Here is a 25,319-nt window from a genome sequence, read left to right as displayed (position 1 = left end):
CCTTTGCCTGAAAATGGTCAGCTAACGATGTTCTGGACTGGACATTCTATCCGGCCCGAGCGGCGTTGCGCGCTCGCATCTGTTCGAGAATATGCCGGCCCGAACCCTCGACATGGCGGGAAACGAGTTCGGCCGCCTTGTCGGCCTCTCCCGCCTTCACAAGCGCGATGAGTTCGCGGTGCTCGCGCATGATCGCGGCACGTCGCGCCAGCGTGAAATTGAAACGACGGCTCACGGCTCGCAGCACTTCGCGATGCTTCCACCAAAGCTCGGCGGCGTGGCGGTTGTAGTGCCGCTGGTACATCACGGTGTGGAAAGCGGTATCCAGCTCACTATGCCTGAATGTGTCGGCGAAATTGTTCTCTTCGATCAGGCCTTGGAGACGTTCGAGTTCGGCGATGTCCTCGCCGGTAGCCATATTCACAAACCATCGTGTCAGGGCTGGCTCGATCAGAACACCGATCTCGTAGATATCCCGGACAAAATCCTGATCAATGGGTCGCACGCGCGCCCCGCGGTTGGCGACAAAGGTGACAAACCCTTCGCCGCGCAACAACTGCAGGGCCTCGCGCACAGGATTGGTCGAAGTGCCGTGACGCCGGGCGAGATCGGTGACGACAAGCCGTTCGTTGGCAGCGAGCCGTCCCTCGATGATATCTTCCCTGATCAATTCATAAAGCGAGGTGCCCTCGCTGGAGGCCCCGATGGGATCGGTCCCCACCGGCGGCATCGCTTTGAAATCGCTTATTTCGGCCAAGGCCGGGCTCCCCAATTTAATACATACCTTGCCCGATATCACACACGGCTTTCGCAAACAATGTACGATTCTGCGCGTTGACAGGCAATCCATGATCTGAAAACGTACCAAGTGATCGAGAGGATACACTGAGCTGACAGAAGCATCCTCGCGATCGAAACGAGCAAGGACCGCTCTAGGGCGGCATGGGAGAACCAGGGAGGATACCTATGACGAGAATTGCGCTCGGCAGTGCCGTCCTGCGCGGCACTGTCGCCACTGCTTTGATGGCATCCCTGACGTCTACATCGGCGCTGGGTGCGCCACCGGTCGATCTGAGCAAGTGGTCGCCGGAATATGTGCGCTCCATCGCCGGCACACAGGACTTTGACACGGCTGCCGATTGCGCCAAGGTTACCCCGCTCGACTACAAGGGGCGACTGACTTTCTCGTATCAGGGCGTGTTCGAGGGCGACCCCGACCTCCTGCGCCAGTACTACAAGGATTTCTTCGAGACCTTCCGCAAAACCTATCCGAACATCCAACTCGAGGAACAAGCCCTCACCTATAACGACCTTCTCGACAAGTTCCGCACGGCGCTCCTGGGCAATGCCGCGCCTATGGCGGTCCGCCTGCAGATCCTGGGCGGTACCGAGTTCGCCTCAAAGGGCTATCTGCAGCCGCTCAAGCCAGAGGATGTGGGGTATTCGACCGAGGATTTCTGGCCCGGCGCCATGAAGGCAGTGACCTGGGAGGGCGTGACCTACGGCATTCCGACCAACAACGAGACGATGGCGTTCATCTGGAACGCCGACATCTTCAAGCGTGCGGGCCTCGATCCAGACAAGGCTCCGGCAACCTGGGACGACGTCGTCAAATATTCCAAGCAGATCCACGACAAGCTCGGCATTGCCGGCTACGGCCTCGTGGCGCGCAAGAATGCCGGCAATACGCCGTACCGCTTCATGCCACAGCTATGGGCCTATGGCGGCGGCGTCTTCGACGAAGCGACGGCAAACCCGACCTATGAGCAGGTCCAGCTCGATAGCCCGCAGAGCAAGGCGGCGCTGCAAGCCTCCTACGACATGTATGTTCGCGACAAGTCGGTTCCGGTTTCGGCGCTCACCAACCAGCAGGCCGATAACCAGCCCCTGTTCGTCGCCGGCCAGCTCGGCATGATGATCTCGCACCCGTCCGATTACAACGTCATGCTCGACCTGCAGAAAAAGGCGACGGGCACCGACAAGGACAAGGCGCAGACGGTCATCGACAACATGCGCTACGGCCTGATTCCAACTGGCCCCGACGGCAAGCGCGCCGTCGTGTTCGGCGGCTCGAACATTCACATCCTGAAGCCCGAATATGTCGAGGGCGGCAAGGTAGACGAGCCGGCTGCGAAAGCTATCATCTGCATGTGGACGAGCCCTGAATGGTCGCTGAAGATGGCCTACGCCGGATCAAACCCGGGCAACCTCAACGGCTTCAAGACCAAGTGGATGAAGGAACGTCTGGACAACATCAAGTTCCTCGACGTCACCACCTCGATGCTGCCATACGGCATCCCGTTCCCAGCTCTGCCGCAGGCCCCCGAGATCATGAACATCATCATCCCGGACATGCTGCAGAATGCCCTGACCGGAGCGATGACCGTCGACGAGGCAGCGGACGACGCGGCCAAGAAGGTAAAAGACCTGATGGGCGGACTCTAGTCCAGGCCACACCTACGACCTAGACCGGCTGCGCCGCTGGCGCAGCCGCCTCGTTCCGAAGAAAAAGGGCACGCCATAAGTGACGATCGTGACCGGCAAGGCCGAGGCTCGCCGAAGATTGCAACCCGGTTGGTCCGGCGCGCTGCGGAAGATCTGGGAACATCGCGCGGACTACGCGTACGTGCTCCCAGCGATCGCCGTGATGCTCATCGTCATCGCCTATCCGATCTACTACACGGTCGAGCTGTCGTTCTTTAAGACACCGCCTGGCCTGCAACTCCGCGACAAGACCTTCATCGGCTTCGACAACTACACGACCATCCTCACCAGTCAGGTGTTCTGGAAAGTCACCTGGAACACACTGATCTGGACTCTGGGGTCAACTTTCATCTCCTTTGTCCTGGGGTTTGCCACAGCGCTGGCGCTCCACCGCGACTTCATCGGCCGTGGTGTCCTGCGCGCCGTCCTGATCATCCCTTGGGTCATCAGCGCCGTCGCCGCCTCCTACATCTGGAAGTGGATCTACCATTCGGACTTCGGGATCATCGGCGCGGTGCTGGTCGGCCTCGGATTGGCCGCCCAGCCGCCGAATTTCATCGACAATGTCAGCACGGTGCTGCCCTCCCTGATCGTCGTCAATATCTGGCGCGAGTTTCCGTTTGCCATGATCATGATGATGGCCGGCCTGCAGACAGTCCCCGACCAATTGCTGCGTGCCGCAAAAGTCGATGGTGCCAATGCATGGCAGCGCTTTTGGCACGTCACCTTCCCGCACTTGCGCAACGTCTCGGTGGTGACGATGCTGCTGCTCGCGGTGGCCAACTTCAATTCCTTCATCATCCCCTGGATCATGACGGGCGGCGGGCCGTCGAACGCATCGCATATCTGGATAACCCACATTTATGAGCTCGCCTTCGGAAGGCAGCGCTGGGGCGTGGCATCGGCCTATTCGGTGCTCCTGTTCCTCACGCTGATGACGCTGGGCTACTTCTACGTCCGTGCGTTAAGCGGCAACGAGCGGAAAGAGGGGAGCGCATGAGCACGATTGCCGAGACAGCCCCTCGAGCCCAGACCCGTCGCCGCATGCGCGTCGACGGATGGCGGTGGGCCGGGCGCATATTCCTCGTGTTCATGCTGCTTTATACCGCGTTGCCGATGATCTGGATGCTGATCACCTCGATCAAGTCCGGATTCGCGGCGACGCAATTCCCGCCGCAATGGTGGCCGGACGAACCTACCCTCGCCAGCTATCAGAAACTGCTCGATCCGCAGAACAGCGTCGGCCAGGACTTCCTCCGCTTCTTCTGGAACAGCCTTTTCGTGTCGACCGTCACGACAATCCTTTCGGTGATCGTGGCTGTCCCAGCGGCCTACGCGTTTTCGCGCTTCAGTTTCCCCGGCCGGAATTTCCTGTTCTTTGCCGTGCTGCTGCGCAATATGTTCCCGGCGGTGATCTTTCTCGTGCCACTCTTCATCCTGATGCGCGCGATCGGTCTGATAAACACGCATGGCTCACTGATACTCACCTATCTCACCTTTGGCCTGCCGCTGGCGATCTGGCTGCTCAAGGGCTTTTACGACAATATCCCGGTGCAGCTTGAGCAGGCGGCGCGCATCGATGGCGCAACACGGTTCCAGGCCTTCATCATGATCGTGATGCCGCTCTCGACGCCGGGGATCATCGCCACCGCAATCTATTCCTTCATCGGCGCGTGGAACGAGTACATCTACGCCTACACCTTCCTCTCCAAGAACGAGCAGTTGACCCTGCCGGTCGGCATCCAACGCTTCTTCTCGGAAAATACGACGGACTTTCCGGGCCTGATGGCGGCCAGCTTTATGATGAGCGTGCCCGTGGTGGTGCTGTTCCTGGTCCTGCAACGATACTTTGTACGCGCCCTTACGGAGGGCGCGGTCAAGCACTAGGGAGTTGCCGATGGCCCACGTGGTCCTCCAAGATCTCGTCAAGAGCTATGGCAGCTTCAAAGCTGTCAACCACGTCTCGCTGACGGTCAATGACGGCGAGTTCGTTGCGCTCGTCGGGCCTTCAGGCTGCGGCAAGACAACCACGCTCAATCTCGTCGCGGGGCTGACCCCGATCACAGCGGGCGACATCATCATCGGCGAGCGGGTGGTCAACGACCTCGACCCCAAGGACCGGGACATCGCAATGGTGTTCCAGAACTACGCGCTCTACCCGCAGAAATCGGTCTACAAGAACCTGGCGTTCCCGCTTCAGATGCGCAAACTCCCCAGGGACGAGATCGACAAGAAGGTCAAGGAAGCGGCGCGAGTGCTCGACATGACGCATCTGCTCGAGCGCAAGCCGCGCGAACTTTCGGGCGGGCAGCAGCAGCGTGTGGCCCTTGGCCGTGCCCTCGTTCGCGACCCCGCCGTGTTCCTCATGGACGAGCCACTGTCCAACCTCGATGCCAAACTGCGCGTGCAGATGCGGTCGGAGATCAAGCGTTTCCACCAGGACCTCAAGGCGACGATCATCTATGTGACGCACGACCAGCTCGAAGCCGTGACCATGGCTGACAAGATGGCGGTGATGAATGGCGGCTACCTGCAGCAATACGATTCACCGGCGCAGGTCTTTGCCCATCCGGTGAACATGTTCGTGGCCAGCTTCCTCGGCAGCCCGGCGATGAGCCTTATTCCGTTAGAGGCATCGATGGCAAACGGCAACACGGTGTTGACCGGCGCCGAGGGCTGGCGCCTTGAGCTCTCACCGCGCAATGCCCAGATGGTGGCGAAAGCGACGACCCGGAAAGTCGTGCTCGGCGCACGTCACTCGACGATCAAGCTCCACAAGAGTGCGGTGCCAGGCAGCGTCCCGGCCAAAGCCTATACGGTGGAGCCGACCGGCGACGTCACCTTCGTTCAGGCGTTCCTGTCCGGCGCCATCGTCAACGTCAGCGTGCCGCCGAACATTGCCGTCGCGCCCGACGAGCAGATCTGGCTCGAGTTCGACCAGGAGCGGATGCATCTGTTCGATGGCGAAACTGAAATGGCCCTCAAGGCCAACTGAGATAGGGCGAATGCGCGTGAAACGTGGGCGTGGATGACTGAGAAGCTTAAGATCACCGCGATCAAGCCCTATCCGGTGTGGGTAGGAACGCGCAACCAGATGCTCGTCAAGGTCGAGACCGACCAGGGCATCTTCGGCTGGGGCGAGAGCGGCTTGAGCGGTCGCGAGAGGGCCGTGGCAGGCGCGGTCGAGCACTATCGCGAGTTTCTCATCGGCCGCGACCCGATGCAGATCGGGCGGATCTGGCAGGAGATTTACCGCAGCCAGTACTTCGAAGGCGGGCGAGTCCTTCAGGCGGCGATTTCCGCCATCGACATCGCCCTTCACGACATCAAGGGCAAGGCGCTGGGCGTGCCGGTCTACGAGCTGCTGGGCGGCAAGCAGCGCGACCGCATTCCCACCTTTGCCTCGACCGGCGACGAGGCCGAGGGCGACGTTGCCATCGAACGGGCCCGCGAACTTCGCGCGCAGGGGTGGCAGGCGATCCGCTTCTTCCCCTTCGGGCAAAACAGCAAGGACATCTTCGAGCCGCGCGAGTCCATCGGCGCTACCGCGGGTATGCTGAACAAGGCGCGCGAGGCGCTGGGCGACGACGTGGTCCTCGGCCTCGACTATCATCATCGGCTGTCGGTGGCAGAGGCGGCGAGCTTCTGCAACAAGCTCGGTCGCGGCGTGCTTGATTTCCTCGAGGAGCCGATACGGGCCGAAACGCCGGAGGCCTATGAATCGCTGCGCACGATGACCGAAATCCCCTTTGCCATAGGCGAGGAATTTGCCAGCAAGTGGCAGTTCCTGCCCTACATCGAGCGCGGCATCCATCAGTTCAACCGGATCGATGTTTGCAATGTCGGCGGGCTCACCGAGGCGATGAAAATCGCTGGCTGGAGCGAGGCGCATTATGTGGACCTGATGCCGCACAATCCCCTTGGTCCAGTGTGCACGGCCGCGACTGTGCATCTCGCTGCCGCGGTACCCAACTTCGCGTGGCTCGAGACCAGGGCACCCGAAACAAAGCTGGGCTTCGACAATTCCGACTTCTTCCCCGTGCAACCACGGCTCGACGGGACCGATTACCCGGTCGGCGATCTGCCGGGGCTCGGCGTCGAGGTCAACGAAGTTGCGGTCCAGGCGCAGAGTTTGCGTTTCTGGGAAGCGCCTCACCTTAAGCGCCGCGACGGTTCTGTTACGAACTGGTAGTTCCATTCAATCGGAGTCCACAATGACGCATACTTCCGACATCATGCGACCGCCTAAAGACCTGATCGACGCGCTAAGGGAGATCGGCGCCGCGACGGTTGCCGGCACGCTTGGCCACATGGGTTTCCGCAATCCGCACATGGTCGGTCCGGTGGCGCAAAACCACGGGAAGTCGATCGTCGGGCCGGCGCTGACGCTGCAGTTCCTGCCGCAGCGGCCGGACCTCTTCACCGAAGGAGAATATGCCGATCCGGAGACACAGCTGCACCGGCACGTGCTCTATCACGCGCAGGAGGGCGATGTGGTCGTGGTCGACGCGCGCGGCGACATGAGCTCGGGCGTCTTCGGCGATATGATGTCGACGTATTTCAAGGGCAGGGGCGGGGCCGGTATCGTCATCGATGGGTGCATGCGCGACCGGCCCAATGTCGAAAAGCTCGACCTGCCCCTATGGCTGCGCGGCTGGACGCCAAACTATCATGTGCAGACCAGCATCTATCCCAATGCCGTCAACGTTCCGATTGCCTGCGGCGGTGTCACGGTGATCCCCGGCGATATCATCGTCGCCGACGACGACGGGGTGGTGGTGCTTCCCGTCGTGATGGCCCCGAAGGTGATCGAAGAATCACAAAAGCATCATGATTGGGAGGAATTCTCACGAGTGAAGCTCATGGAGGGCGGCCCGTTGCAACGTTACTATCCGCTGCATGACGATGCCCGCGGGGAGTACGAGGAGTGGCGCAAAACAAACCGCCCCGAGAACCCGAGTTAGTCAGCAGGCCTTGGCGATCAGTTTTGCCAGGCAATCGGCAGCCCCGGTCCCCGGCAGGCCGAGATCTCTGACACTGTCCATGTGGTTGCGGTTCGGGAGCACATGCGACGTTACCAACGATCCCTGCCGCAGCAAGCTTGCTTTGAATCGATCGGCTTGCTGGTGGAAGGGTGGCGTCTCATTGGCTCCGACCAGAACCACCGCCTTGGTTTGAGGATCATGCCGACAGGCGAGCGGCGTGAACATGGCGACTTCCTCGTCGGTTATTCCAATCTCGTTGGCGAGAAAGGAATCCTGGAGCGGCTCCAAATCGTAGAGCCCGCTCAACAGAAGGGCTGCCCTTACATTCGAGGGGGTGTGCGCCCCATCGAACAGGAACGTTGCAAGATGGGCTCCTGCCGAATGACCACTGACGGTCAGGGCCGCCGGGTTTCCGCCATGATCGGCGATGTTGGCGAGCACCCACTGCTTGGCCCGGCGCACCTGGTCGACGATCCTCGCCATTCGGACCTTGGGCATCAGAGCATAATCAAGGATGACGGCAATGGCCCCGGCCTGGGTAATCGTCGTCGCCATATATGAATAGTCGCGCTTGGAGAACATTCTCCAGTAGCCGCCATGGACAAAGATGTGCACCGGAAGCGCCGTTCTTTTGCCCGCGGGAAAGAACAGGTCCATGGTCTCGGTCGGATCCGGTCCGTAGGCCACGTCAGCGGTCATCGCAATGGTGGCGCGGGCGACCTCGCTGCGATCAACGAAGTCCTGCACGATTTCGTCAAAATCCGCGACGTGGTCGCGGATGCGAAAGGGATCGCCTTGCATTCTTCTGCTCACATGCTGATGGCGAGGTATTTCGCCTCCATGAACTCGGCAATGCCGTGATGCTGCCCTCCCTCGCGGCCAAGCCCGCTCTGCTTGACGCCGCCGAAAGGGGCTGCCGGATCGGACATCAGCCCGCGGTTGAGAGCAATCATCCCGGCCTCAATCCGGGAGGCCACCCGCATGCCGCGCGCCAGATCGCGCGTGTAGATGTAGGCAGCAAGCCCATATTCGGTGTCATTGGCGCGCGCGATGACCTCGGCCTCTGTTTCGAAGCTGGAGATTGGCGCCACCGGCCCGAATATCTCCTCATGCGCCATCTTTGCGTCGCCCGGCACGTCGCGAAGCACTGTCGGAGGGTAGAAGAAACCACGTCCGGACAGGACTGAGCCGCCGCACAAGACCCGCGCGCCGCGTGTGACCGCGTCGACGACAAGGCGGTCTATCTTCTCGATCGCCTTTTTCGTGATCATAGGCCCGCATTCCGTGTCCGGGTCGGTGCCGGCGCCGACCTTGAGCGACGACATCCGCTTCTCGAGGCCCTCGCAGAAGGCTTCGTAGATGCCAGATTGGACGTAGAGGCGGTTTGCGGCCGTGCAGGCCTCGCCGGCGTTGCGCATCTTGGCCACCATTGCGCCATCGAGCGCCGCTTCGAGATCGGCGTCGTCGAACACAATGAACGGTGCGTTGCCGCCGAGTTCCATGGAACACGAGATCACATGCCTGGCAGCCTCTGCCAGCAGAGCGCGGCCCACACTCGTCGAACCGGTGAAGGAGAGTTTGCGCACCCGCGGATCGGCCAGCATGGCGGCTGTCAAAGGCCCGGGACTGGAGGTTGTCAGGACGTTGACCACCCCCGGTGGAACGCCCGCGTCCTGGTAGAGCGCGGCGAGCGCATAGGCGGTGAGGGGTGTCTCACTGGCCGGTTTCAGGATCACCGTGCATCCCGCGGCAAGTGCCGGCGCGATCTTGCGCGTCGCCATCGCGGCAGGAAAATTCCAGGGCGTGATCAGGATGCAGATGCCGATCGGTTCGTAGTCGACCACAATGCGATTGGTGCCGGAAGGCGCAGTACCGAATTCACCGGTAATGCGAACGGCCTCCTCGGCATTCCAACGGAAAAATTCCGCGGCATAAGCGATCTCGCCTCGGGCATCCCGCAGGGCCTTGCCGTTTTCCAGTGCGATGAGAGTAGCCAGTGCCTCCGATCGTTCCGTCATCAGCTCAAAGCAGCGTCTGAGGATCTCGGAGCGCTTTCGCGGCGACGTTGTCCGCCAGCCATGGGCTGCTTTGGCAGCGGCGTCAACGGCGGCGGCCGCGTCCTCCAAGGTCGCATCGGGTACGGCCGCGATGATGGCTTCCGTCGACGGATCAATGACCGGAATTACCCTGCCATCCGCGGACTGCCGCCATTGGCCGCCAATATACAGCCGGTGCGAAATTGTGTGAAAGTCGCTGACCCCCTGATCATCCGACAGAACCTGTGAAAACGTGTTCATCTCGATATTCCCGATTGTTTACATGACGCAGCTGGCGAGGTCGCCATCAAAGGCGGCCTGGACCAGACGTCGCATGGACCTCAAATCGAATGGCCGCGGATTGTTCTTGATGAGGCGCTCGATACCGATCGCCTGTTCCGCCGTCCAATCGAGCTTGTCGGCAGGCAGCCCCAGCTCGGCCAACGTGGGGGTGATCCCGATTGCCCCAAACAGCCGACTGACCTCGCCAATGGTCGCGTCGGCCAACTCTTCGGGCGTCCGGCCTTTTCCATCGAGGCAGAGCGCGTTGGCGATCTCGGCCATCTCGGCCGCTGCGGCTGTTCTGTTGTACTTCATGACGAATGGCAGGATGGTGGCGACACCCAATCCGTGAGCGGTGTGGGTTATCGCGCCGACCGGGTATTGTACGGCGTGCGCTGCCGCTGTGCCGGCCGTTCCGAACGCGCAGCCGGCTGCAAGTGCACCCATCATCACGTCGGCCCGGGCGTCCTCGTCAGAGGGCCGGCGGTATGCCGTTTCAAGGCTTCGGCCAAGCAGCTTGATCGCCAGCAGGGCGAAATGATCGGTCAAAGCGGTTTTGCCGATAAAGACATGTTTCTGCGGAAGGCCGGGATCGGTCCCCCGCCTGGCGGCGGTGAAGGCCTCGATCGCGTGCGTCAGCGCATCGGCGCCTGCGATCGCCGTCAATCCCGGCGGGCATGTCATCGTCAGCTCAGGGTCGCAGATGGCCGCGGCCGCGATCAGATACGGGCTGGAGATGCCGACCTTCAGCGTGCGATCCGGATCCGAGATCACGGCAACCGGGGTGACTTCAGAGCCGGTGCCGGCTGTCGTCGGCACCGCGATCAGCGGCAGCGTCGGGCCGGGCACCTTGAACTCGCCGTAGTAATCCTGGAGCCGACCGCCGTGACTGATGAGCAGCGCGGCGCATTTGGCCATGTCGAGACAACTGCCGCCGCCAATGCCGATCACCACGTCGGGCGCGAACTTCCGTGCTTCCTCGACGCAGACGGCAACGGTGTCCCGAGGAACGTCGGGCAGCACACGATCATGCACCAGTACGTCTATCGAGGCGGCTCGCAGCCCCGTGACAATCTCTGCGAACGGGCCCGTTGCGGCAAAACGTTCATCGGTGCAGACGAGTGCGCGACGCCCGAGCCTCGCCGCGACAACCGGAATGACGTGGCGTTGGCCGTTCCCGAAGAGGATTTCGCGCGGCAGCCTTAGGGCAGCGAAAAGGCTCATGACCTGCATCCTGTGATGATGACTGGATTGGAATGCGAGATGGCGTTCAACTCGGCCCAAAGGCCGGGTTCTATGTAAAACGCGTCTCGCAACGCGGTTGCGTATCGACGTGCCGAACCATCGCCCGCAACGCTGGCTGTCCGTTCAGCAGGTGAGGAAGCACGGGCTGCCAAGGCGGCACGCTGTTCCAGCAGGGCCACTGCAAATTCAATTGCTTTGTCTCCTAGCTGCCGCAAATGATATCCTCTATAAAATCGTATAGGATATAGGATTGCATTGGCCGGAGCATCGTGTTACCAACTCAATGTGTCAAGAGGCAATGCATGCAGGCCATGAACTTACCCAGTGTAGACGAAGCGAACCTCGCCGGCGGACGTATCCAGCGCTCCAGCAGCTTGGTTGAGGACGTCTACGAAGCGGTCTTTGCGCAACTCATGTCCCTGAAGATTGCGCCGGGCTCGCGCATCACCGTCGACAGCCTGGTCAAGGAATTCAACGTATCCCACACGCCGATCCGCGAGGCGCTCGGCCGGCTCGAAGGCGAAGGCCTGGTGCTGAAGACGCATCTGATCGGTTACCGCGCTGCGCCGCAGATCACGAAACGACGGTTCGATGAACTCTACGAGCTTCGCCTGCTGCTCGAGCCTCATGGTGCAGCCAAGGCAGCGGTGCTCATGGACGAGGCAAAGCTCGCACAGCTTCAGAAATCGGCCGGCGTCATGGCGCGCCGTGAGGGCAAGGACGAGCGGCTGCGGTATTCCAACTTCGCCCGCCAGGATGCCATTTTCCATGACAAGGTCATGGAATTCGCCAATAACGAACTCGTGCGCGAGACGCTGGCGCACCAGCATACCCACTTCCACATATTTCGCCTGATGTTCCACTCGCGCGTCACCGAAGAGGCGCTTGACGAGCATGAGGCCATCCTGGCTGCTTTCGCTGCGGCCGATCCTGCCGCTGCCGAGCAGGCGATGCGTCGCCATATCGAGCATTCCCGCGACCGTTTGTTGCTGGCGTTCGACTGAGACTGTCCCGATGTCCCCGTACCCGCCGTTGACGGTCATCACGCAGGCCAGTGCCAACGAAGACTACTTCCCCGATTCACCCTTCTAGAAACTCAAACCTACCAGGCGAGTACAGGTCTCGCCCGGCCGTTGTCACAGGAAAGGAAGTACTATGCCAGGCAAAAAGATCCTGATGCTGACCGGTGAATTCACCGAGGAATACGAAATCTTCGTCTACCAGCAGGCGATGGAAGCGGTGGGCCACACCGTTCACGTCGTGTGCCCAGACAAAAGCGCCGGAGACCTGATCAAAACATCGCTGCACGATTTCGAGGGCGATCAGACCTACACCGAAAAGCTCGGCCACTATGCACTGATCAACAAGACGTTCTCCGACGCTGAAAAACAGCTCGACCAATACCACGCTGTTTACTGCGCCGGCGGCCGTGGCCCCGAATACATCCGCACCGACAAGCGCGTACAGGCGATGGTGCGCCACTTCCACGAAACCAAGAAGCCGATCTTCACGATCTGCCACGGCGTGCAGATCCTGATTGCGGTGGACGGCGTCGTGCGTGGCAAGAAGGTCGGCGCACTGGCGGCTTGCGAGCCCGAAGTGACGCTTGCGGGCGGCACCTATATCGACCTGTCTCCAACGGAGGCATATGTGGATGGCACGATGGTTTCGGCAAAGGGCTGGACGGCCCTTGCAGCGTTCATTCGCGAATGTTTGAAGGTGCTGGGAACGGAAATCCGCCACGCGTAGACCTTTGCTCCGACGCATCCAAAAGGGTGCGTCGGTCCTTGCTGCAGCCTCCGTAGCTTCTGCCGATAGTCTCCCGAGCTGATAAGCTTCCGGAAGGCACGTCCCTTAGGTAGCGCGGCCATAACGGTCCCCTCGGCCCTGCGCAACTTTGTCGGTAGTCAAAGGGTGAGGGAAACCAAACTCGCTTACGAGTGATCGGACAACTCGTGTGCTACCTAATCCGGACAACTCATCTGCTTACGACGCTACGAAGTCGCACCGCTGTCGGAAGTCGCACCGCTTGAGTGCCCGACGTTGCTGCTCTATATGATGCGTGATGATTGATGCGCACCAGGAGGGCGACATGAGAACCACACTGGCGATCGATGACGACGTCCTGGTTGCGGCCAAGGCCATCGCCCGGCAGCAGGATCGCAGCCTCGGCGAGGTCATCACCGATCTCGCCCGGCGCTCGCTGCGCCGGCCTCAAGCCGGCGGCGAGCGCAACGGGATTCCTCTACTGTCGCCTCGGCCGGATGCACCGCCTGTCACGCTTGAGACGGTCAATGCCCTGCGAGACGAACTGCCTTGACGTTCCTGCTCGATGTCAATGTGCTGATCGCACTGATCGATCCTGGCCACGTCGCCCATGACGACGCGCATGACTGGTTCGAACAGGCCGGCAACGCCGCATGGGCTACGTGTCCCATCACCGAAAACGGCGTCCTGCGCATCGTCGGCAACCAAAGATATCCCAATTCTCCCGGCTCGCCCGCCGTCGTTGCGCAAATCGTTACCAAGTTGCGGGCTCTGCACGGGCACAGCTTCTGGCCCGACGATGTGAGCCTGGTTGGCTCGGGCGACATCGATGCAGCGAAAATCCTGACCTCGGCACAGGTCACGGATACGTATCTTCTCGCGCTCGCCAAGGCGCGTGGCGGCCAACTTGCGAGCTTTGACCGCAAGCTGTCAGTCGCGGCCGTGAAGGGCGGGAGGTCTGCACTGCACCTGATTCCCACAAGGTAGACCGGCCGGGCTCTTTTTGTCTGTTCTGCATCGCCGAACCGCGCAGGTTGAGATAGGCATAGCCGCGCAGCACCATCAGGCCGGTGCGCTCAGGCGCAATGCGCTACCGTTCGTCCAAGGCCACGAGTGTCTCAACATGCCGCCCCTCTTGGATGGTTCGTTCTCCAGCTTCCAGTCAAGGTCGGGCTTGAACCGTTGCGCGGCTGCCTGCGACTGGTACAATGCGTCCGCTTACGAAGCGAAGCTGTTGTTTCTTGGCGACGAATGTTTGCTGGGTGATCCATTGCAAGACATCGGTGCTCAGGGGCGCTGGCGGTGTAGTCGCCAATACTTTCGAGACTGGCGCCAGACAGACGCGCCGCACGTTCGTGTCCCACCTTACCACCTCTAGGACCTCGCGACATCGAGCCTATCCGGAGTGGTTCTACCCGCTGGTCGAAGATAAGCCGTTTCTGACCTTCGGTATGCCGCGGGGCGTGTTCATCTCGATGGCTGGCGCGGCCGAGTTCACGCTCGGATTCGGGTTGGAGATGCTCCTCCGGGCACCTCAGCTTCTTGGCCTTGACCACCCTCGGTCCAACGTTGAAGCTGCAAGAGGCAGAAATTCGCTGTTTAGCGACCTTGCCAGGATTCCCCAGGCCCGCGGCCCATCTGGCCAGTTCGACCTCGGCCGCGATGCCCTGTCAGCTGAAACGGTTGGCGCGGAAGGTTGCAAGCATCGGGTGCGGATTGCCGGAGGCGATTTCTTTGGCAAGCAATTCGCCGACGATGAGTCCAAGCGTGGCGCCGCTGTGGCTAAAGGCGACGTGAAGACCGGCGACGGTCTCGACTGAGCCAAGCACCGGCTCGCCGTCGCCGGGGATAGGCTTCGGGCCGACAGCATAGGTAGCGAGTTGGAGCCGCGGATTGCCGTCGAGCACGGCACTGGCCTCGTCGAGTAGTCCTTTGATGGTCTTGTCGTGCACGGTGTAGGTGCCGTCCGGGTTGACCACGACTTCTTCCTCCGACCATGCCGAATCCAAAACAAATGCGCCATCCGGCGTCGGCCGCACTGCCACGCGCGGCGTATTCAGCACGGCACGGAGCTCGGTCTTGGTCGGCTTGGTCTTCAAAAGAAGTGAAATCGGCGTGGCGTCGGGGACACGGACGCCGATCTCCGCAAGCATGACAGGCGTCGCTGGCCCAACGGCAAGGACCATTGCATCCGCCTTTATCGGCGCACCATCGGCAGTGATGACGCCACGCGCGCGACCACCTGTGGCATCTATCCGCACGCGTCCAGCGTCCTGGATAAGCTTGCCGCCGCGGGAGCGGAATTCATTGAGTAGTAGATCGATCAGGGAGGGCAGGTCGACCCATCCTTCGCCAGGATTGAAGATTGCGCCCTGCGGGGTGATTGCATTGGCATTGACGCCGGGCGTCATTGCACCAACTTCGGCAGGGCCGAGCAGAAGCGCGTCATAACCAATTTCCTGCTCCAGCTGGCAGATGGACGCGATCTGGTTCGCCTCATCATCCGCATCCCAGGTGAGGCCGCCGTCAAAGCGAAGCCACGACGCGGTTTCCGGTCTTGTGGCCGCCAGGGTCCGATAACGGTCGATGCCTGCAAGCCTCAAGCGGTGATAGGCAGTGTCGGCACGTCGCGCTGAGTTCAGCCAGGAAAGTGAACGGCCGGATGCACCGTTGGCCGGCGCGCCGTCATTGACAATGGTTACATCAAAGCCAAGACGAGCGAGGTGCAGCGCGGAAGAGGTGCCGAAGATGCCTGCGCCGACAACGACGACTTGGCGCGGTTTTGCAGATGCAGTCATAGGGAAATCCTTCTTCGCAGAAGCCGGGCTGGGAGTTGTTGGATGGCTGCAGAGCGCGGCGGAACTAATAGTCGGTGAGCTTCTTCATGTAGCGCCGGCCATCAAGCATTGGCCGGCCGCGCAGGGCGGCCAGCTCGTAGGCAAAACGCCAAAGCGTGTCGAAGAAGACCAAGGGCACGAGATAAGGTTTGATGTGTTCGGACATACCGCGAAGGTCGAGTTCCGCTCCATCGAGCACCAGGATGTTTTCCCGGCTGCCGTACTTGAAAAGGAAATCGCGGGCCCGTTCGGAAAGGCTCCGCGTTTCGTCCAAACCCACTAAGACCACGAAGCAAGCGTCCCGGTCGACCACCTCAAATGGGCCGTGAAAGAACTCGTTGGCGTGTATGGCCTGCGAGTCGTACCACTGCATCTCCATCAACACGCAGATGGCGTACGAATAGGCCGCACCATAGCTGGCACCGCTGGCCAGAGTGTAGATCGCATTGCGCGGCGCGAAACGGGGGGCGAAGGCCTGAAACCGGTCGGCATAGGTCCGGTGCGCACGCTCGATCGCCGGCTGAAGATGGCTCAGGCTCCTCAGCAGATCGGCAGTTAGCCCGGCATCCTCCCGAGCATCGATCAGGCCGGCGAGCAACATGTAGAGCACGCCGTAGTTGCTGCAGGCTGAATCGACTGCTTTGCCCGTCGTGTAGGAGGCCTGGTAGGCGACTGCGTGGTCGACCGCCAGCGCGAGGGGCGATATCTGGTCGAGTGTCATGGCGATTGTCGTTGCGCCTCGATCCTTTGCATAATTGGCCGCTCGCACAGTTTCGCGGGTGGTGCCGGTCTGCGAGCAAAGGACAACGAGCGCGTCAGGTCCCAACCGTCGCGGAGCTCGGCAGACGAACTCATCCGCGTTGTAGATGTCGCAGGCGAATGTGCCGCTGTGACGGTCGACGAAGTATTTGCCTGCCATCATGATCGAGAGCGAACCGCCGCATGCCACGAGGAATAGGTGCGAAAACTGCGTGCCCGCCGTAGCGATCAGAGCGCGTTCCACGTCGGCGGGCAGGGCGGAAATCATGAGCTTCCTCGTCTCGTTGGCCGGCCCACATTGACAGGTGGGCAGCCATTGTGCGAACGTTATCACACCCTTTAAACTGAAAGTCCTGCAATGGTCAAGATTGCCGCGATAGGCGATAACGTGGTCGATTGTTATCTTGCTCGCGGCGAGATGTATCCTGGTGGAAATTGCCTCAATGTCTCGGTCTATGTCAGCCGCTTCGGCGGGCGATCGGCCTATGTCGGAGCGATCGGCAAAGACCGGGCGGGGGACCTTATCTGCACTGCACTGGCGTCGGAGCGCGTGGACATCACCCGATTACGGCGCCTCGAGGGACCGACCGCTTACTGCCTCATAGGTCACCGCAACGCCGATCGGATTTTCCTGGACTTCGATCTCGGAGTTTCGGTGTTTACGCCGACGCAAGAAGATCTGGATTTTCTCTCGGGCTTTCAGGCCGTCCACATCGGCCAGTCCAGCGGTTTGGACCCGTGGGTTGCCACTGTATCAAGTAAGTCACTGTTGTCTTATGATTTTTCCACGCGACGGGAACCGGGACATCGACGCGAGATTGGACCCCATTGCTATCTGGCTTGTGTCTCGGGTGACGGTCTCGACGACAAGGAATTGGCCGCAATCGCGGCCGAATTGCTTGCATGTGGTTCAAAGTGGGTTCTTGTGACTCGTGGTCGAGCCGGCGCGGTGCTTCACGGCGACACCGTCTCTTACCGCACCCCGGCGCGGTTGGTCAAACCCGTCGACACCCTGGGCGCGGGCGACACCTTCATCGCAAGAACGCTATTCGGCCTGCTTAAGAAAGAGGCGCCTCAAGACATCCTCGGCCATGCCGCGGACGCGGCGGCTGCTACCTGCCGGTACTACGGGGCAATCGGCCATGCGACAGCAATCGACTTAGGAAAGATGACGCCGGAGATCCCCCACGCTTAAGACGGGAAAACCATCTAGCTGCGAAACTCTCCGAAACAATTGACGCGAGAAATGGACAATGCTAGAGAAAATGATAACGTTCTCACCTTCCTGACCGAACGCCGTCTAAGAGCGTTTTGATAGATGAGACGTCAGTGGGATCGCAAGGCCGAGTTCGGCCAATCGTAAGAGGAGAAGACATGCACACGAATTCGAGCAGGCGCCTACTTTTGAAATCCGGTTTGGCGCTGACGATCGCGCTGTTGACAGGACTTGGCACGTTGGCCTCGTCAACTCAGGCAAACGCGGCGGACAACCCCTACAACCTCATCGACCCGACGGTGATCAGCGTCGGAACCATGGGCGATGCGAAACCCTATGTCTTCACCGACGCCAACGGTAACTTCACCGGCTTCGACGCCGAACTCTTCCGTGATGTGGCGCGCCGGCTCGGGTTCAAGGAGGAGCAGGTCGTTTTCACCGGCCAGGAATTCTCGGCGCTGCTGCCGTCCGTTGCCAACGGCCGCTTCGACGTCGCTGTCGCCGCCATCGGCACAACGGCGCAGCGCAAGAAGACCGTGGATTTTGGCGACGGCTATCTCGCCGGCTACCTGTCGATCATTTCGGCGGATCCGGCACTGACGAGCAATGAGAGCACCGCCGGAAAGCGCATCGGCGTGATCCAGGGAACGCTGCAGGAAATCTATGCCGAGAAGAACCTCAAGGGCGACATTGTCAAATTTCCCGACAACAACACGGCGGTGGCGGCGCTGAATAACGGCACGATTGATGGCCATTTCACTGACTATGAGTCCGCCAAGCAGTATGTGGAGCGCTATAAGAACCTGAAGATAACAATGAACGTGCCGTCCTTCGATGCGCCGGCCGGGTTCGTGGTCAAGAAAGGCAACGATGCCTTCCGCGAGGCGCTCAACAAGGCGCTGCGCGAGGCCATGGACGATGGCACCTGGAAACGGCTGCATGAGAAATGGTTCCCGGGCACTCCGATGCCGGATCAATATCTGCCCAAGAAGTAAATTCGCGCGTATTCATTTTCGTTTCCGGCCGGGCCCGTCAGCAACGGTGCCCGGCCGAGTTATAGATGGCCTTGATATGAGCTGGTTCGATACCTTCGCCCGCAGCTTCCTTGATTTCCAGGCGATGGCAGAAGTTCTGCCAAACATGGTGATGGTCGGCCTCAAGAACACTTTGATCCTGGCCCTTGCCTCGACGTTTTTCGGGACGCTGATCGGTATCGTCCTCGCAGTCATGGGGATTTCCGAGAACCGGCCGCTGAAACTCCTGGCCCGAGTCTACACCGATATCTTCCGTGGGCTTCCTGCCATTGTCACAATCCTGATCATTGGCCAAGGCTTCGCGCGGTTGGGCCGAGATCTGTTCGGTCCATCGCCTTATCCGCTGGGCATTCTGGCGCTCAGCCTGATCGCCGGCGCCTACATCGGGGAGATTTTCCGCGCCGGCATTCAGAGCGTCGAGCGGGGTCAGATCGACGCCACGCGCACTCTCGGTATGACGTATGGCCAAGGCATGCGCCTGGTGGTGATCCCGCAAGGCATCCGTCGCGTCCTACCTGCACTGGTCAACCAGTTCATCGGCAATGTCAAAGACTCCAGCCTGGTCTATTTCCTTGGTCTGCTCGCCTCCGAACGCGAACTGTTCCGCGTCGGCCAGGACCAGGCTGTGCTGACCGGCAACTTGTCGCCGCTGTTGCTGGCCGGCGTGTTTTATCTCGTGATCACGGTGCCGCTGACCCATCTCGTCAACTACATCGACGCGCGCATGCGCGTCGGCAAACGAATAACCGCCGTGCAGAGTGGCCTCAAGGAGGTCGCCGAGCTTGCCGAAGCCGTCGTGCCGGGAGCAGCGACGTTGCCTGCAGCAGCGCCCACACGCTTCAAGGGTGGCGGCATCGAGGTCAAGAATATCGACATGGCCTACGGCGCCGTCCAGGTGCTGCATGACGTCAGTCTGAAAGTGGAGCCCGGGACCGTCACCTGCCTCATCGGTCCGTCCGGATCGGGCAAGTCGACCTTGCTGCGCTGCCTCAACCGTCTCGTAGAGTGTCGAGCCGGTGACATTCTGCTCGATGGCGAAAGCATCTACAAGCAGACCCCTGACCAACTCCGGCGGCGCGTGGGCATGGTTTTCCAGCAGTTCAATCTATTCCCCGACCGTAGCGCGCTCGCCAACATCACCTTGGCGCTGCGCAAAGTTAAACGCATGTCGCGCGAGGAGGCTAATGACGCGGCCTTGGCGAGGCTAAATGAAGTCGGACTGCTGGAGCGTAAGGACCATCGGCCGGCCAATCTCTCGGGCGGGCAACAGCAGCGGGTGGCCATCGCGCGTGCGCTCGCCCTCGAACCCGAAATTATGCTGTTCGACGAAGTCACCAGCGCCCTCGATCCAGAATTGGTCAAAGGTGTCCTGAACTTGATGGCCGACCTCGGGCGGGGCGGGATGACGATGGTGGTCGTTACACACGAGATGAATTTCGCTCGCAAGGTCGCGAACCAGGTCGTGTTCATGGACGAGGGGCGGATCGTCGAGGCAGGCCGACCAGAAGACCTATTCGACAATCCGCAGAGCCCTCGTCTTCGACGCTTTCTGTCGGAGGTGCTGTGATTCAAATGGTGTGCGCAGCGGCGGGTTCTACGGTGTTCGGCCTTGCGGGGCGTGCCTAACTGCCGCTAGTTCGTCGCCACGACGTTGCATGGTCGGCGGGACTTGCTGGGTGACTCAAAGATCCAAAAACGCAACTATCATCGAAGTCGCTCGCCGGGCTGGAGTGAGCTCTGCCACGGCTGGGCGCGTGCTTGGTGACTACGGCTACAGCAGCCCCGAGGTTCAGGAGAAGGTGCGCGCCGCAGCATCTGCGCTGGGTTATCGACCCAATCGCCTGGCCAAAGGTCTGATCACCGGTAAGACCCAGACTATCGGCGTTGTCGTGGGCGACATCGAAAGCCCATTCTATGCAAGCGTGCTGCGCGGAATAGGGGACGTCGCGCGCCGTGGCGGCTTCGGGGTTATCGTTACGAATAGTGACGAAAATGCCGAACTCGAGCGAGAGGCGGTGCAGCTGCTGTTGGAAAAGCAGGTCGATGGTTTAGTCGTCTCATCGACCTTCTTGGACAAGCCGGATCATCTTCGTGACGCAGTCGCGGCCGGCTGTCCCGTCGTGCAGTTCGATCGCATCGTGGCGGGCATGGAAACCGATTCGGTCGTGGTCGATAACGTTTCTGTAACGCGTAGCAGCATAGCGGCGATCATCGCCGCCGGACACAGCCGCATCGGAATATTGGCGGAACTCGGGCCGGACCAACGCGATGATGTTGGCTCCTTTGTGACGAACGCTGATCTCTCCAGCTCCGACGTTCGCTACCATCATCCAAGCTGGCAACGATTGTTGGGTTATCTCGAAGCCCATCGCGCTGCGGGCATTTCGCCGGATCCGCAGTTGATCCGCCGCGTGGCGGTCTATTCCAGCGAGGCAGCACGAAAGGAGGCACTCGATCTACTGACAATGCGCAATGCGCCGTCCGCCCTGTTTACCGCGGACGGTGTGATGTCGACAGGCGTTCTGGAGGCGACATCCGCACTGAAGCTTGCGATTCCGGGAGAGGTTTCGCTGCTTTGCTTCGACGATCTCGACTGGATGCAGTTCGTGGCCCAAGGTATCACAGCCATCGCGCAGCCGGCGCATCTGATCGGGGCGACGGCAGCCGAGCTTCTCTTGAAGAGGCTGGCTGGCGACACCGCACCGTTTGAACACCGTGTCCTCGCGGGTCGCCTGGTGAACCGTAATTCGATTGCGGTTCATCTCAACCGCAACGCCCCTGATCCGGCCGCGACGGTGTAGCTGGAGCCGAATTGCCGCGCCTCTTTGTGCCGAGGTCGATCCCATGCAACGGCTGAATGATAGCTCAAGCGTATTGCTGGGTAGGACTTTTGTCGCTTGCGATGCCCAGCGTGAGCTGCGCCAGAAATCGGGCGAGCCCATCCGGGTTCCGAAACCTAATCACTTGCGGTCGCAGTAGTATGGCTCGGTCGTTGAACGCATAGGCTGCCCGATTTCGTTCCGCGATGGGTAGAATTAGAGATCAAGCAAAATGTCGCCTTGTGGGCGGCTGCAGCACGCCAGGATATAGCCTGCCGATTTGTCCTCCAAGGTCAGTCCGCCTAGGTCATCCATGACGACTTCGCCGGACAGCTTGGCGATCCGGCACGTACCGCAAACTCCCTGCTGGCAAGCGGTTGGGACATAGACGCCACATTGGCGCGCCGCTTCCAGCAGGGTCTCTCCGGGCGCGCAGTGATATGCAAGGCCGGAGCGGGCGAAGCGGACCGAAGACGAAACCTTTGAATCCGATAGCGAACGCGAAATGTTGCCGCCCCCGAAGCTCTCCTCATGATACTGTGAAGGGGCGAGCCCGATTGCATCGAGGCAGCTGCGTGCAGCCTTCATGTAGGATTCCGGCCCACAGGCAAAAATCGTGCGGCTGTGGAGATCGGGAACCAAGGTCAGGAGCATCTCACTGTTAATTCGCCCGGTTGGACCCGTCCAGGCCGGGTCTCCGTGACTGCAAATGCACGTCACATGAACATTGGGAAAGCGAGCGGCATGTGCGTCCAGTTCGAGCCGAAAAATGATGTCGTCCGGCGTTCTCGCACTATGAATGAAGTGGATATCCTGGTCGGCTGCGCGGTCGGTAAATGCGCGCAGCATTGACATGACGGGAGTTATCCCGCTGCCACCTGAGAGGAAGAGGGACTTTGCATGCGGCAGATCGTCGAGATTGAACGAGCCGAGCGGCCCTTCGATCTCGATCCCGTCGCCCGGCTTCAAGTTGTCATGGAGCCAATTCGAAACGAGCCCGCCCGGCGTGCGTTTCACGGTGATCTGTAGGTCGAGCGGTCGCGTCGGCGGTGACGAAACGGAGTAGGAGCGCGTCACCGCGGCACCGTTGATCCTAAGGTGCACCAGAACATACTGGCCAGCGCTGAAGCAGAACATCCGATCTGAAGTGGGTGTGAGAACGAATGTTTTCACATCGTGCGTTTCGTCGATCACGCGCCGGCAGAGCACAAGCTGCGGTGTGGTCTGTGCCCAATGCCGGTGACGCTTTGTTGGGACGAAGCCGGAGGCTGCAAAGGCCGCGTATGCATTCATCAGTCAACTCGGGTTTGAAGTCGAGCCAAGATGCCACTTCAAACCCCGCTGAACAGCCGCGCAATCCTGCCTTTATGATCGGTAATTTCGATTAGACTTCCAGTGACATCACAGCAACCTGGAGAGCTCGGATGCCTTTGCGAATAATTGGTTCATGTTTGCGGCGCGCGAGTATCGCGGTGTGGACTGGCTGGTGCAGCGTCGGCGCTCCCTCGACGAGAAACGATGGGAGCTCGGCAGTGAACCTGCGCGCATCGTCGCTACGCATATAGCAGGTGCCGCCCGTTCGCCGCAGCATGATCTCCGCCAGAGTTTCTGATCCCGTCGAAAGCCGACAGATCGCCAACTCGGCCAGCAGCTCTGCGTGCGTCTTTTCCAGCACGGCGGTGTAGCCTGGGCGAATGTAGGTTTCAGGGTCGACGTCGGGCAGCGTTCTGGCAGCCGTCGAAACCATTACATATTCCTCGACCATCAGATGTTCGTAGGCGATCTCAGGCAGGTAACGAGGTGCATAAAGCACGGCGATATCGAGATTTCCCATGCTTAGGTCGCTGACCATCTGGTTCGAATAATCCGACTCGACATGGATCGAGGATTTTGGAAGGGCCTGGCACAGTGTCTCGACCCATCCCGGCAGAACCGAGCGGGTCATGCCTACCTGTGCGGCGATGCGCAAGGTGCCCTCGAACCGGTTGAACGCTCGCACGTCGTGTCGAGCTTGCGACCAGGTCGACAGCAGGGACCTGGCGTAAGCTTCGAACCGCCGTCCGGCGGCTGTGGGCTCAGCACCGGCGCGCCCGCGCTGGAAGAGCTCGGACCCGATCGCGCTCTCCAGATTCTTGATCCGGGTGCTGATCGTCGACTGGGTCAATCCCAGCCGATCGGCGGTGCGATTGAAGTTTCGCGACTCGATGATGTCGAGAAAGGTTTCGATGTGATCTAGCTGCACGTTACCTCCAATCGAAAAAGTCGATCATATTGCGCTGGATCATAAGCTTGATCAAACAATACTCAAGGCGGAAGCTTCACGCGGTGAAATCGGCCGGCAGATCGACCAGGCTGAAGCTACGGAGCTGAGCAACGTGTTCATAGTCGACTGCGATTGTCACAATTACTGGTCAAGCGCCACTGTACTGGAGCCCTACCTTTCCGGCCTGTGGAAGGACATGTTCGTCGAAGGCGAGAAGACAGGTCCCGTTGGCGCCTTCCCGCATGGCCATCGTCCCTGGTTTCATCCGCAGGACTTCTCCCGCAAGGACGTCCGTCCGAAAACTGAAGCCGACAACTATCTCATCATGAAGGAAAAACACCTCGACAAGTACAAGGTCGACGTGGCGATCCTGACCGGCGATGAGCCGATCGAGGCGTCTACCCTCGCCAACCCCTATTATGCCAGCGCTCTCGTCAGCGCCTACAATGACTACCAGATCGACCACTGGCTGCCGAAGGACGATCGCTTCGTGGGCTCGATCATCATTGCGCCACAGGATCCGAAGCTCGCGGCCACCGAGATACGCCGCTTGGGCAATCATCCGCGGATGGTTCAGGTTCTTGCCTCGCAAGGCTCCGTCAAGCCCTATGGCGATCCGTTTTACCATCCAATTTATGAGGCTTGCGCCGAGGTCGGGCTGCCCTTTGCCATTCATCTGGGCGGCCATGGCGGCGTGAACTCGACCGCGATTGCTCCGGCCCCGACGACATTCTTCTGGGAGACCCATGCCATCCTGCACATGTCGGCCATTTCGCATGTCGCAAGCATGATTGCGCATGGCGTCTTCGAAAAATGGCCGGACCTCTACTTCGTCGTCATCGAATGCGGCGTCGCCTGGGTGCCATCTGTATTGTGGCGCCTGGACGCCGACTACAAAGCCCTACGCAAAGAGACGCCATGGCTGAAAATGCTGCCGTCCGAATATTGCCGGCGCAACATCCGCTTTTCCACGCAGCCGCTGGAGCAGCCCGCAAATATTCAGCATCTCTGGTCCACTCTCGAGGCGATGGACGGCGAAAATACGCTGATGTTTGCCTCCGATTATCCGCATTGGGATTACGACGACGCCAACACGCTGCAAATCCCTCCCGCCTGGAAGAGCAAGATCATGGGGCTGAATGCGTTGGAGGTCTACAAACGCATTCCCCGCGCGCAAGCGGCGAATGCCGCCTGAGGAAGCAGACGATGCCCGAGAAGACATACATCTGCCGCGTCGACGAGATCGAAACCGGATCTCCCTTCATCGCTAAGATCCGCAGCCTTTCGGTCGGCGTTTTCCGCATCGGAGATTCATTCCACGCCCTGCTGAATGTTTGTCCGCACCGCGGCGCTCCGCTTTGCGAGGGGCCGCAATGCGGAACAACTGCACCGGTCGAAGGGGCGCAATTCATCTATCACCGCGAAAACGAGATCGTGCGCTGCGCCTGGCATGGCTGGGAATTCGACATCAAATCAGGCGCGGCCCTGGTCGATCCGTCCGTTCGCGCGCGCACATTTCCAGTCACCGTCGAGGCGGGCAGCATCTATGTGACAGCCTGATCGAGGTGCGGATTTTGAGCGGTCAGAAGAAA

At 60.4% G+C, this 25,319-nt stretch carries 24 protein-coding genes; 16 read left to right on the top strand and 8 right to left on the bottom strand.

The window, feature by feature from the left end:
- Positions 1 to 46 precede the first annotated feature (46 nt).
- Entirely contained in the window at positions 47 to 757 is a 711-nt protein-coding gene (locus NKJ55_RS06545) for a GntR family transcriptional regulator (RefSeq protein WP_352449228.1), read from the bottom strand.
- Positions 758 to 966: 209 nt separating this feature from the next.
- Between NKJ55_RS06545 and NKJ55_RS06540 the strand changes: the two genes are divergently transcribed.
- The 6 genes from NKJ55_RS06540 to NKJ55_RS06515 all read left to right on the top strand — a co-directional run bounded on the left by NKJ55_RS06540 (position 967) and on the right by NKJ55_RS06515 (position 7,448).
- Positions 967 to 2,445 (top strand): ABC transporter substrate-binding protein, encoded by a 1,479-nt coding sequence (locus NKJ55_RS06540; RefSeq protein ID WP_352449171.1) that lies wholly within the window; start codon positions 967 to 969, stop codon positions 2,443 to 2,445.
- 79 nt (positions 2,446 to 2,524) lie between these two features.
- A complete protein-coding gene (locus NKJ55_RS06535; protein WP_352449170.1) occupies positions 2,525 to 3,484 on the top strand; it encodes a carbohydrate ABC transporter permease in 960 nt (319 codons plus the stop codon).
- Positions 3,481 to 4,371 carry a carbohydrate ABC transporter permease gene (locus tag NKJ55_RS06530; protein ID WP_023679256.1) on the top strand — a complete coding sequence of 297 codons (891 nt, stop codon included), beginning with the start codon at positions 3,481 to 3,483 and terminating at the stop codon, positions 4,369 to 4,371. The genes NKJ55_RS06535 and NKJ55_RS06530 overlap by 4 nt, the downstream gene beginning before the upstream one ends.
- 10 nt (positions 4,372 to 4,381) lie before the next feature.
- Positions 4,382 to 5,479: an ABC transporter ATP-binding protein gene (locus NKJ55_RS06525; RefSeq protein ID WP_352449169.1), complete on the top strand. Its 1,098-nt coding sequence runs from the start codon at positions 4,382 to 4,384 to the stop codon at positions 5,477 to 5,479.
- 33 nt (positions 5,480 to 5,512) lie between these two features.
- A complete protein-coding gene (locus NKJ55_RS06520; protein ID WP_352449168.1) occupies positions 5,513 to 6,676 on the top strand; it encodes a mandelate racemase/muconate lactonizing enzyme family protein in 1,164 nt (387 codons plus the stop codon).
- 22 nt (positions 6,677 to 6,698) lie between these two features.
- Entirely contained in the window at positions 6,699 to 7,448 is a 750-nt protein-coding gene (locus tag NKJ55_RS06515) for a ribonuclease activity regulator RraA (protein ID WP_352449167.1), read from the top strand.
- Here the strand turns inward: NKJ55_RS06515 and NKJ55_RS06510 are convergent, their stop codons facing one another.
- Genes NKJ55_RS06510 through NKJ55_RS06500 form a run of 3 tightly spaced genes read right to left on the bottom strand, consistent with a single transcriptional unit; the run spans position 7,449 to position 11,011 of the window.
- Positions 7,449 to 8,270 carry an alpha/beta hydrolase gene (locus NKJ55_RS06510; RefSeq protein WP_352449166.1) on the bottom strand — a complete coding sequence of 274 codons (822 nt, stop codon included), beginning with the start codon at positions 8,268 to 8,270 and terminating at the stop codon, positions 7,449 to 7,451.
- 8 nt (positions 8,271 to 8,278) lie between these two features.
- A complete protein-coding gene (locus NKJ55_RS06505) occupies positions 8,279 to 9,766 on the bottom strand; it encodes an NAD-dependent succinate-semialdehyde dehydrogenase (protein ID WP_352449165.1) in 1,488 nt (495 codons plus the stop codon).
- 18 nt (positions 9,767 to 9,784) lie between these two features.
- Positions 9,785 to 11,011: an iron-containing alcohol dehydrogenase gene (locus tag NKJ55_RS06500; RefSeq protein WP_352449164.1), complete on the bottom strand. Its 1,227-nt coding sequence runs from the start codon at positions 11,009 to 11,011 to the stop codon at positions 9,785 to 9,787.
- A 323-nt stretch (positions 11,012 to 11,334) separates the two neighbouring features.
- On the opposite strand from NKJ55_RS06500, the gene NKJ55_RS06495 reads away from it, so the two are divergent.
- The 4 genes from NKJ55_RS06495 (at position 11,335) to NKJ55_RS06480 (ending at position 13,786) form a co-directional block, all read left to right on the top strand.
- Positions 11,335 to 12,036, top strand: a complete 702-nt coding sequence (locus NKJ55_RS06495) for a GntR family transcriptional regulator (RefSeq protein ID WP_352449163.1) — start codon at positions 11,335 to 11,337, stop codon at positions 12,034 to 12,036.
- Positions 12,037 to 12,187: 151 nt separating this feature from the next.
- On the top strand, positions 12,188 to 12,781 hold the full coding sequence (locus NKJ55_RS06490; protein ID WP_352449162.1) for a DJ-1/PfpI family protein: 594 nt from the start codon (positions 12,188 to 12,190) through the stop codon (positions 12,779 to 12,781).
- A gap of 343 nt (positions 12,782 to 13,124) precedes the next feature.
- Positions 13,125 to 13,352, top strand: a complete 228-nt coding sequence (locus NKJ55_RS06485; RefSeq protein WP_023679266.1) for a hypothetical protein — start codon at positions 13,125 to 13,127, stop codon at positions 13,350 to 13,352.
- On the top strand, positions 13,349 to 13,786 hold the full coding sequence (locus tag NKJ55_RS06480) for a TA system VapC family ribonuclease toxin (protein WP_352449161.1): 438 nt from the start codon (positions 13,349 to 13,351) through the stop codon (positions 13,784 to 13,786). The genes NKJ55_RS06485 and NKJ55_RS06480 overlap by 4 nt, the downstream gene beginning before the upstream one ends.
- A 683-nt stretch (positions 13,787 to 14,469) precedes the next feature.
- Here NKJ55_RS06480 and NKJ55_RS06475 read toward each other — a convergent pair.
- A complete protein-coding gene (locus tag NKJ55_RS06475) occupies positions 14,470 to 15,597 on the bottom strand; it encodes an NAD(P)/FAD-dependent oxidoreductase (protein WP_352449160.1) in 1,128 nt (375 codons plus the stop codon).
- A gap of 64 nt (positions 15,598 to 15,661) precedes the next feature.
- A complete protein-coding gene (locus NKJ55_RS06470; protein ID WP_352449159.1) occupies positions 15,662 to 16,663 on the bottom strand; it encodes an SIS domain-containing protein in 1,002 nt (333 codons plus the stop codon).
- Between the two features lie 90 nt (positions 16,664 to 16,753).
- Between NKJ55_RS06470 and NKJ55_RS06465 the strand changes: the two genes are divergently transcribed.
- The 4 genes from NKJ55_RS06465 (at position 16,754) to NKJ55_RS06450 (ending at position 21,446) form a co-directional block, all read left to right on the top strand.
- A complete protein-coding gene (locus NKJ55_RS06465; protein ID WP_352449158.1) occupies positions 16,754 to 17,590 on the top strand; it encodes a PfkB family carbohydrate kinase in 837 nt (278 codons plus the stop codon).
- A gap of 179 nt (positions 17,591 to 17,769) precedes the next feature.
- Positions 17,770 to 18,606, top strand: a complete 837-nt coding sequence (locus NKJ55_RS06460) for an ABC transporter substrate-binding protein (protein ID WP_352449157.1) — start codon at positions 17,770 to 17,772, stop codon at positions 18,604 to 18,606.
- 76 nt (positions 18,607 to 18,682) lie between these two features.
- Entirely contained in the window at positions 18,683 to 20,212 is a 1,530-nt protein-coding gene (locus tag NKJ55_RS06455) for an amino acid ABC transporter permease/ATP-binding protein (protein ID WP_352449227.1), read from the top strand.
- 88 nt (positions 20,213 to 20,300) lie between these two features.
- On the top strand, positions 20,301 to 21,446 hold the full coding sequence (locus NKJ55_RS06450) for a LacI family DNA-binding transcriptional regulator (protein WP_352449156.1): 1,146 nt from the start codon (positions 20,301 to 20,303) through the stop codon (positions 21,444 to 21,446).
- A gap of 234 nt (positions 21,447 to 21,680) precedes the next feature.
- Here the strand turns inward: NKJ55_RS06450 and NKJ55_RS06445 are convergent, their stop codons facing one another.
- Positions 21,681 to 22,757, bottom strand: coding sequence for an FAD-binding oxidoreductase (locus tag NKJ55_RS06445; RefSeq protein WP_352449155.1), 1,077 nt, complete (start codon positions 22,755 to 22,757; stop codon positions 21,681 to 21,683).
- Positions 22,758 to 22,848: 91 nt separating this feature from the next.
- A complete protein-coding gene (locus tag NKJ55_RS06440; RefSeq protein WP_352449154.1) occupies positions 22,849 to 23,706 on the bottom strand; it encodes a LysR family transcriptional regulator in 858 nt (285 codons plus the stop codon).
- 133 nt (positions 23,707 to 23,839) lie between these two features.
- Here NKJ55_RS06440 and NKJ55_RS06435 point away from each other — a divergent pair, with 133 nt between their 5' ends.
- Together NKJ55_RS06435 and NKJ55_RS06430 are read left to right on the top strand one after the other, a co-directional pair.
- On the top strand, positions 23,840 to 24,922 hold the full coding sequence (locus NKJ55_RS06435) for an amidohydrolase family protein (RefSeq protein WP_352449153.1): 1,083 nt from the start codon (positions 23,840 to 23,842) through the stop codon (positions 24,920 to 24,922).
- Between the two features lie 11 nt (positions 24,923 to 24,933).
- The gene (locus NKJ55_RS06430) at positions 24,934 to 25,287 is read left to right on the top strand and encodes a Rieske (2Fe-2S) protein (RefSeq protein ID WP_352449152.1); all 354 of its coding nucleotides are present in this window, start codon (positions 24,934 to 24,936) and stop codon (positions 25,285 to 25,287) included.
- Positions 25,288 to 25,319: the final 32 nt, after the last annotated feature.

The sequence above is a fragment of the Mesorhizobium sp. M0106 genome (assembly GCF_040322715.1).
In the GTDB taxonomy this organism is placed as follows: Bacteria; Pseudomonadota; Alphaproteobacteria; order Rhizobiales; family Rhizobiaceae; genus Mesorhizobium.
Note: the sequence above shows the minus strand (reverse complement) of the source record. Positions and strands in the feature narration are given on the sequence as shown.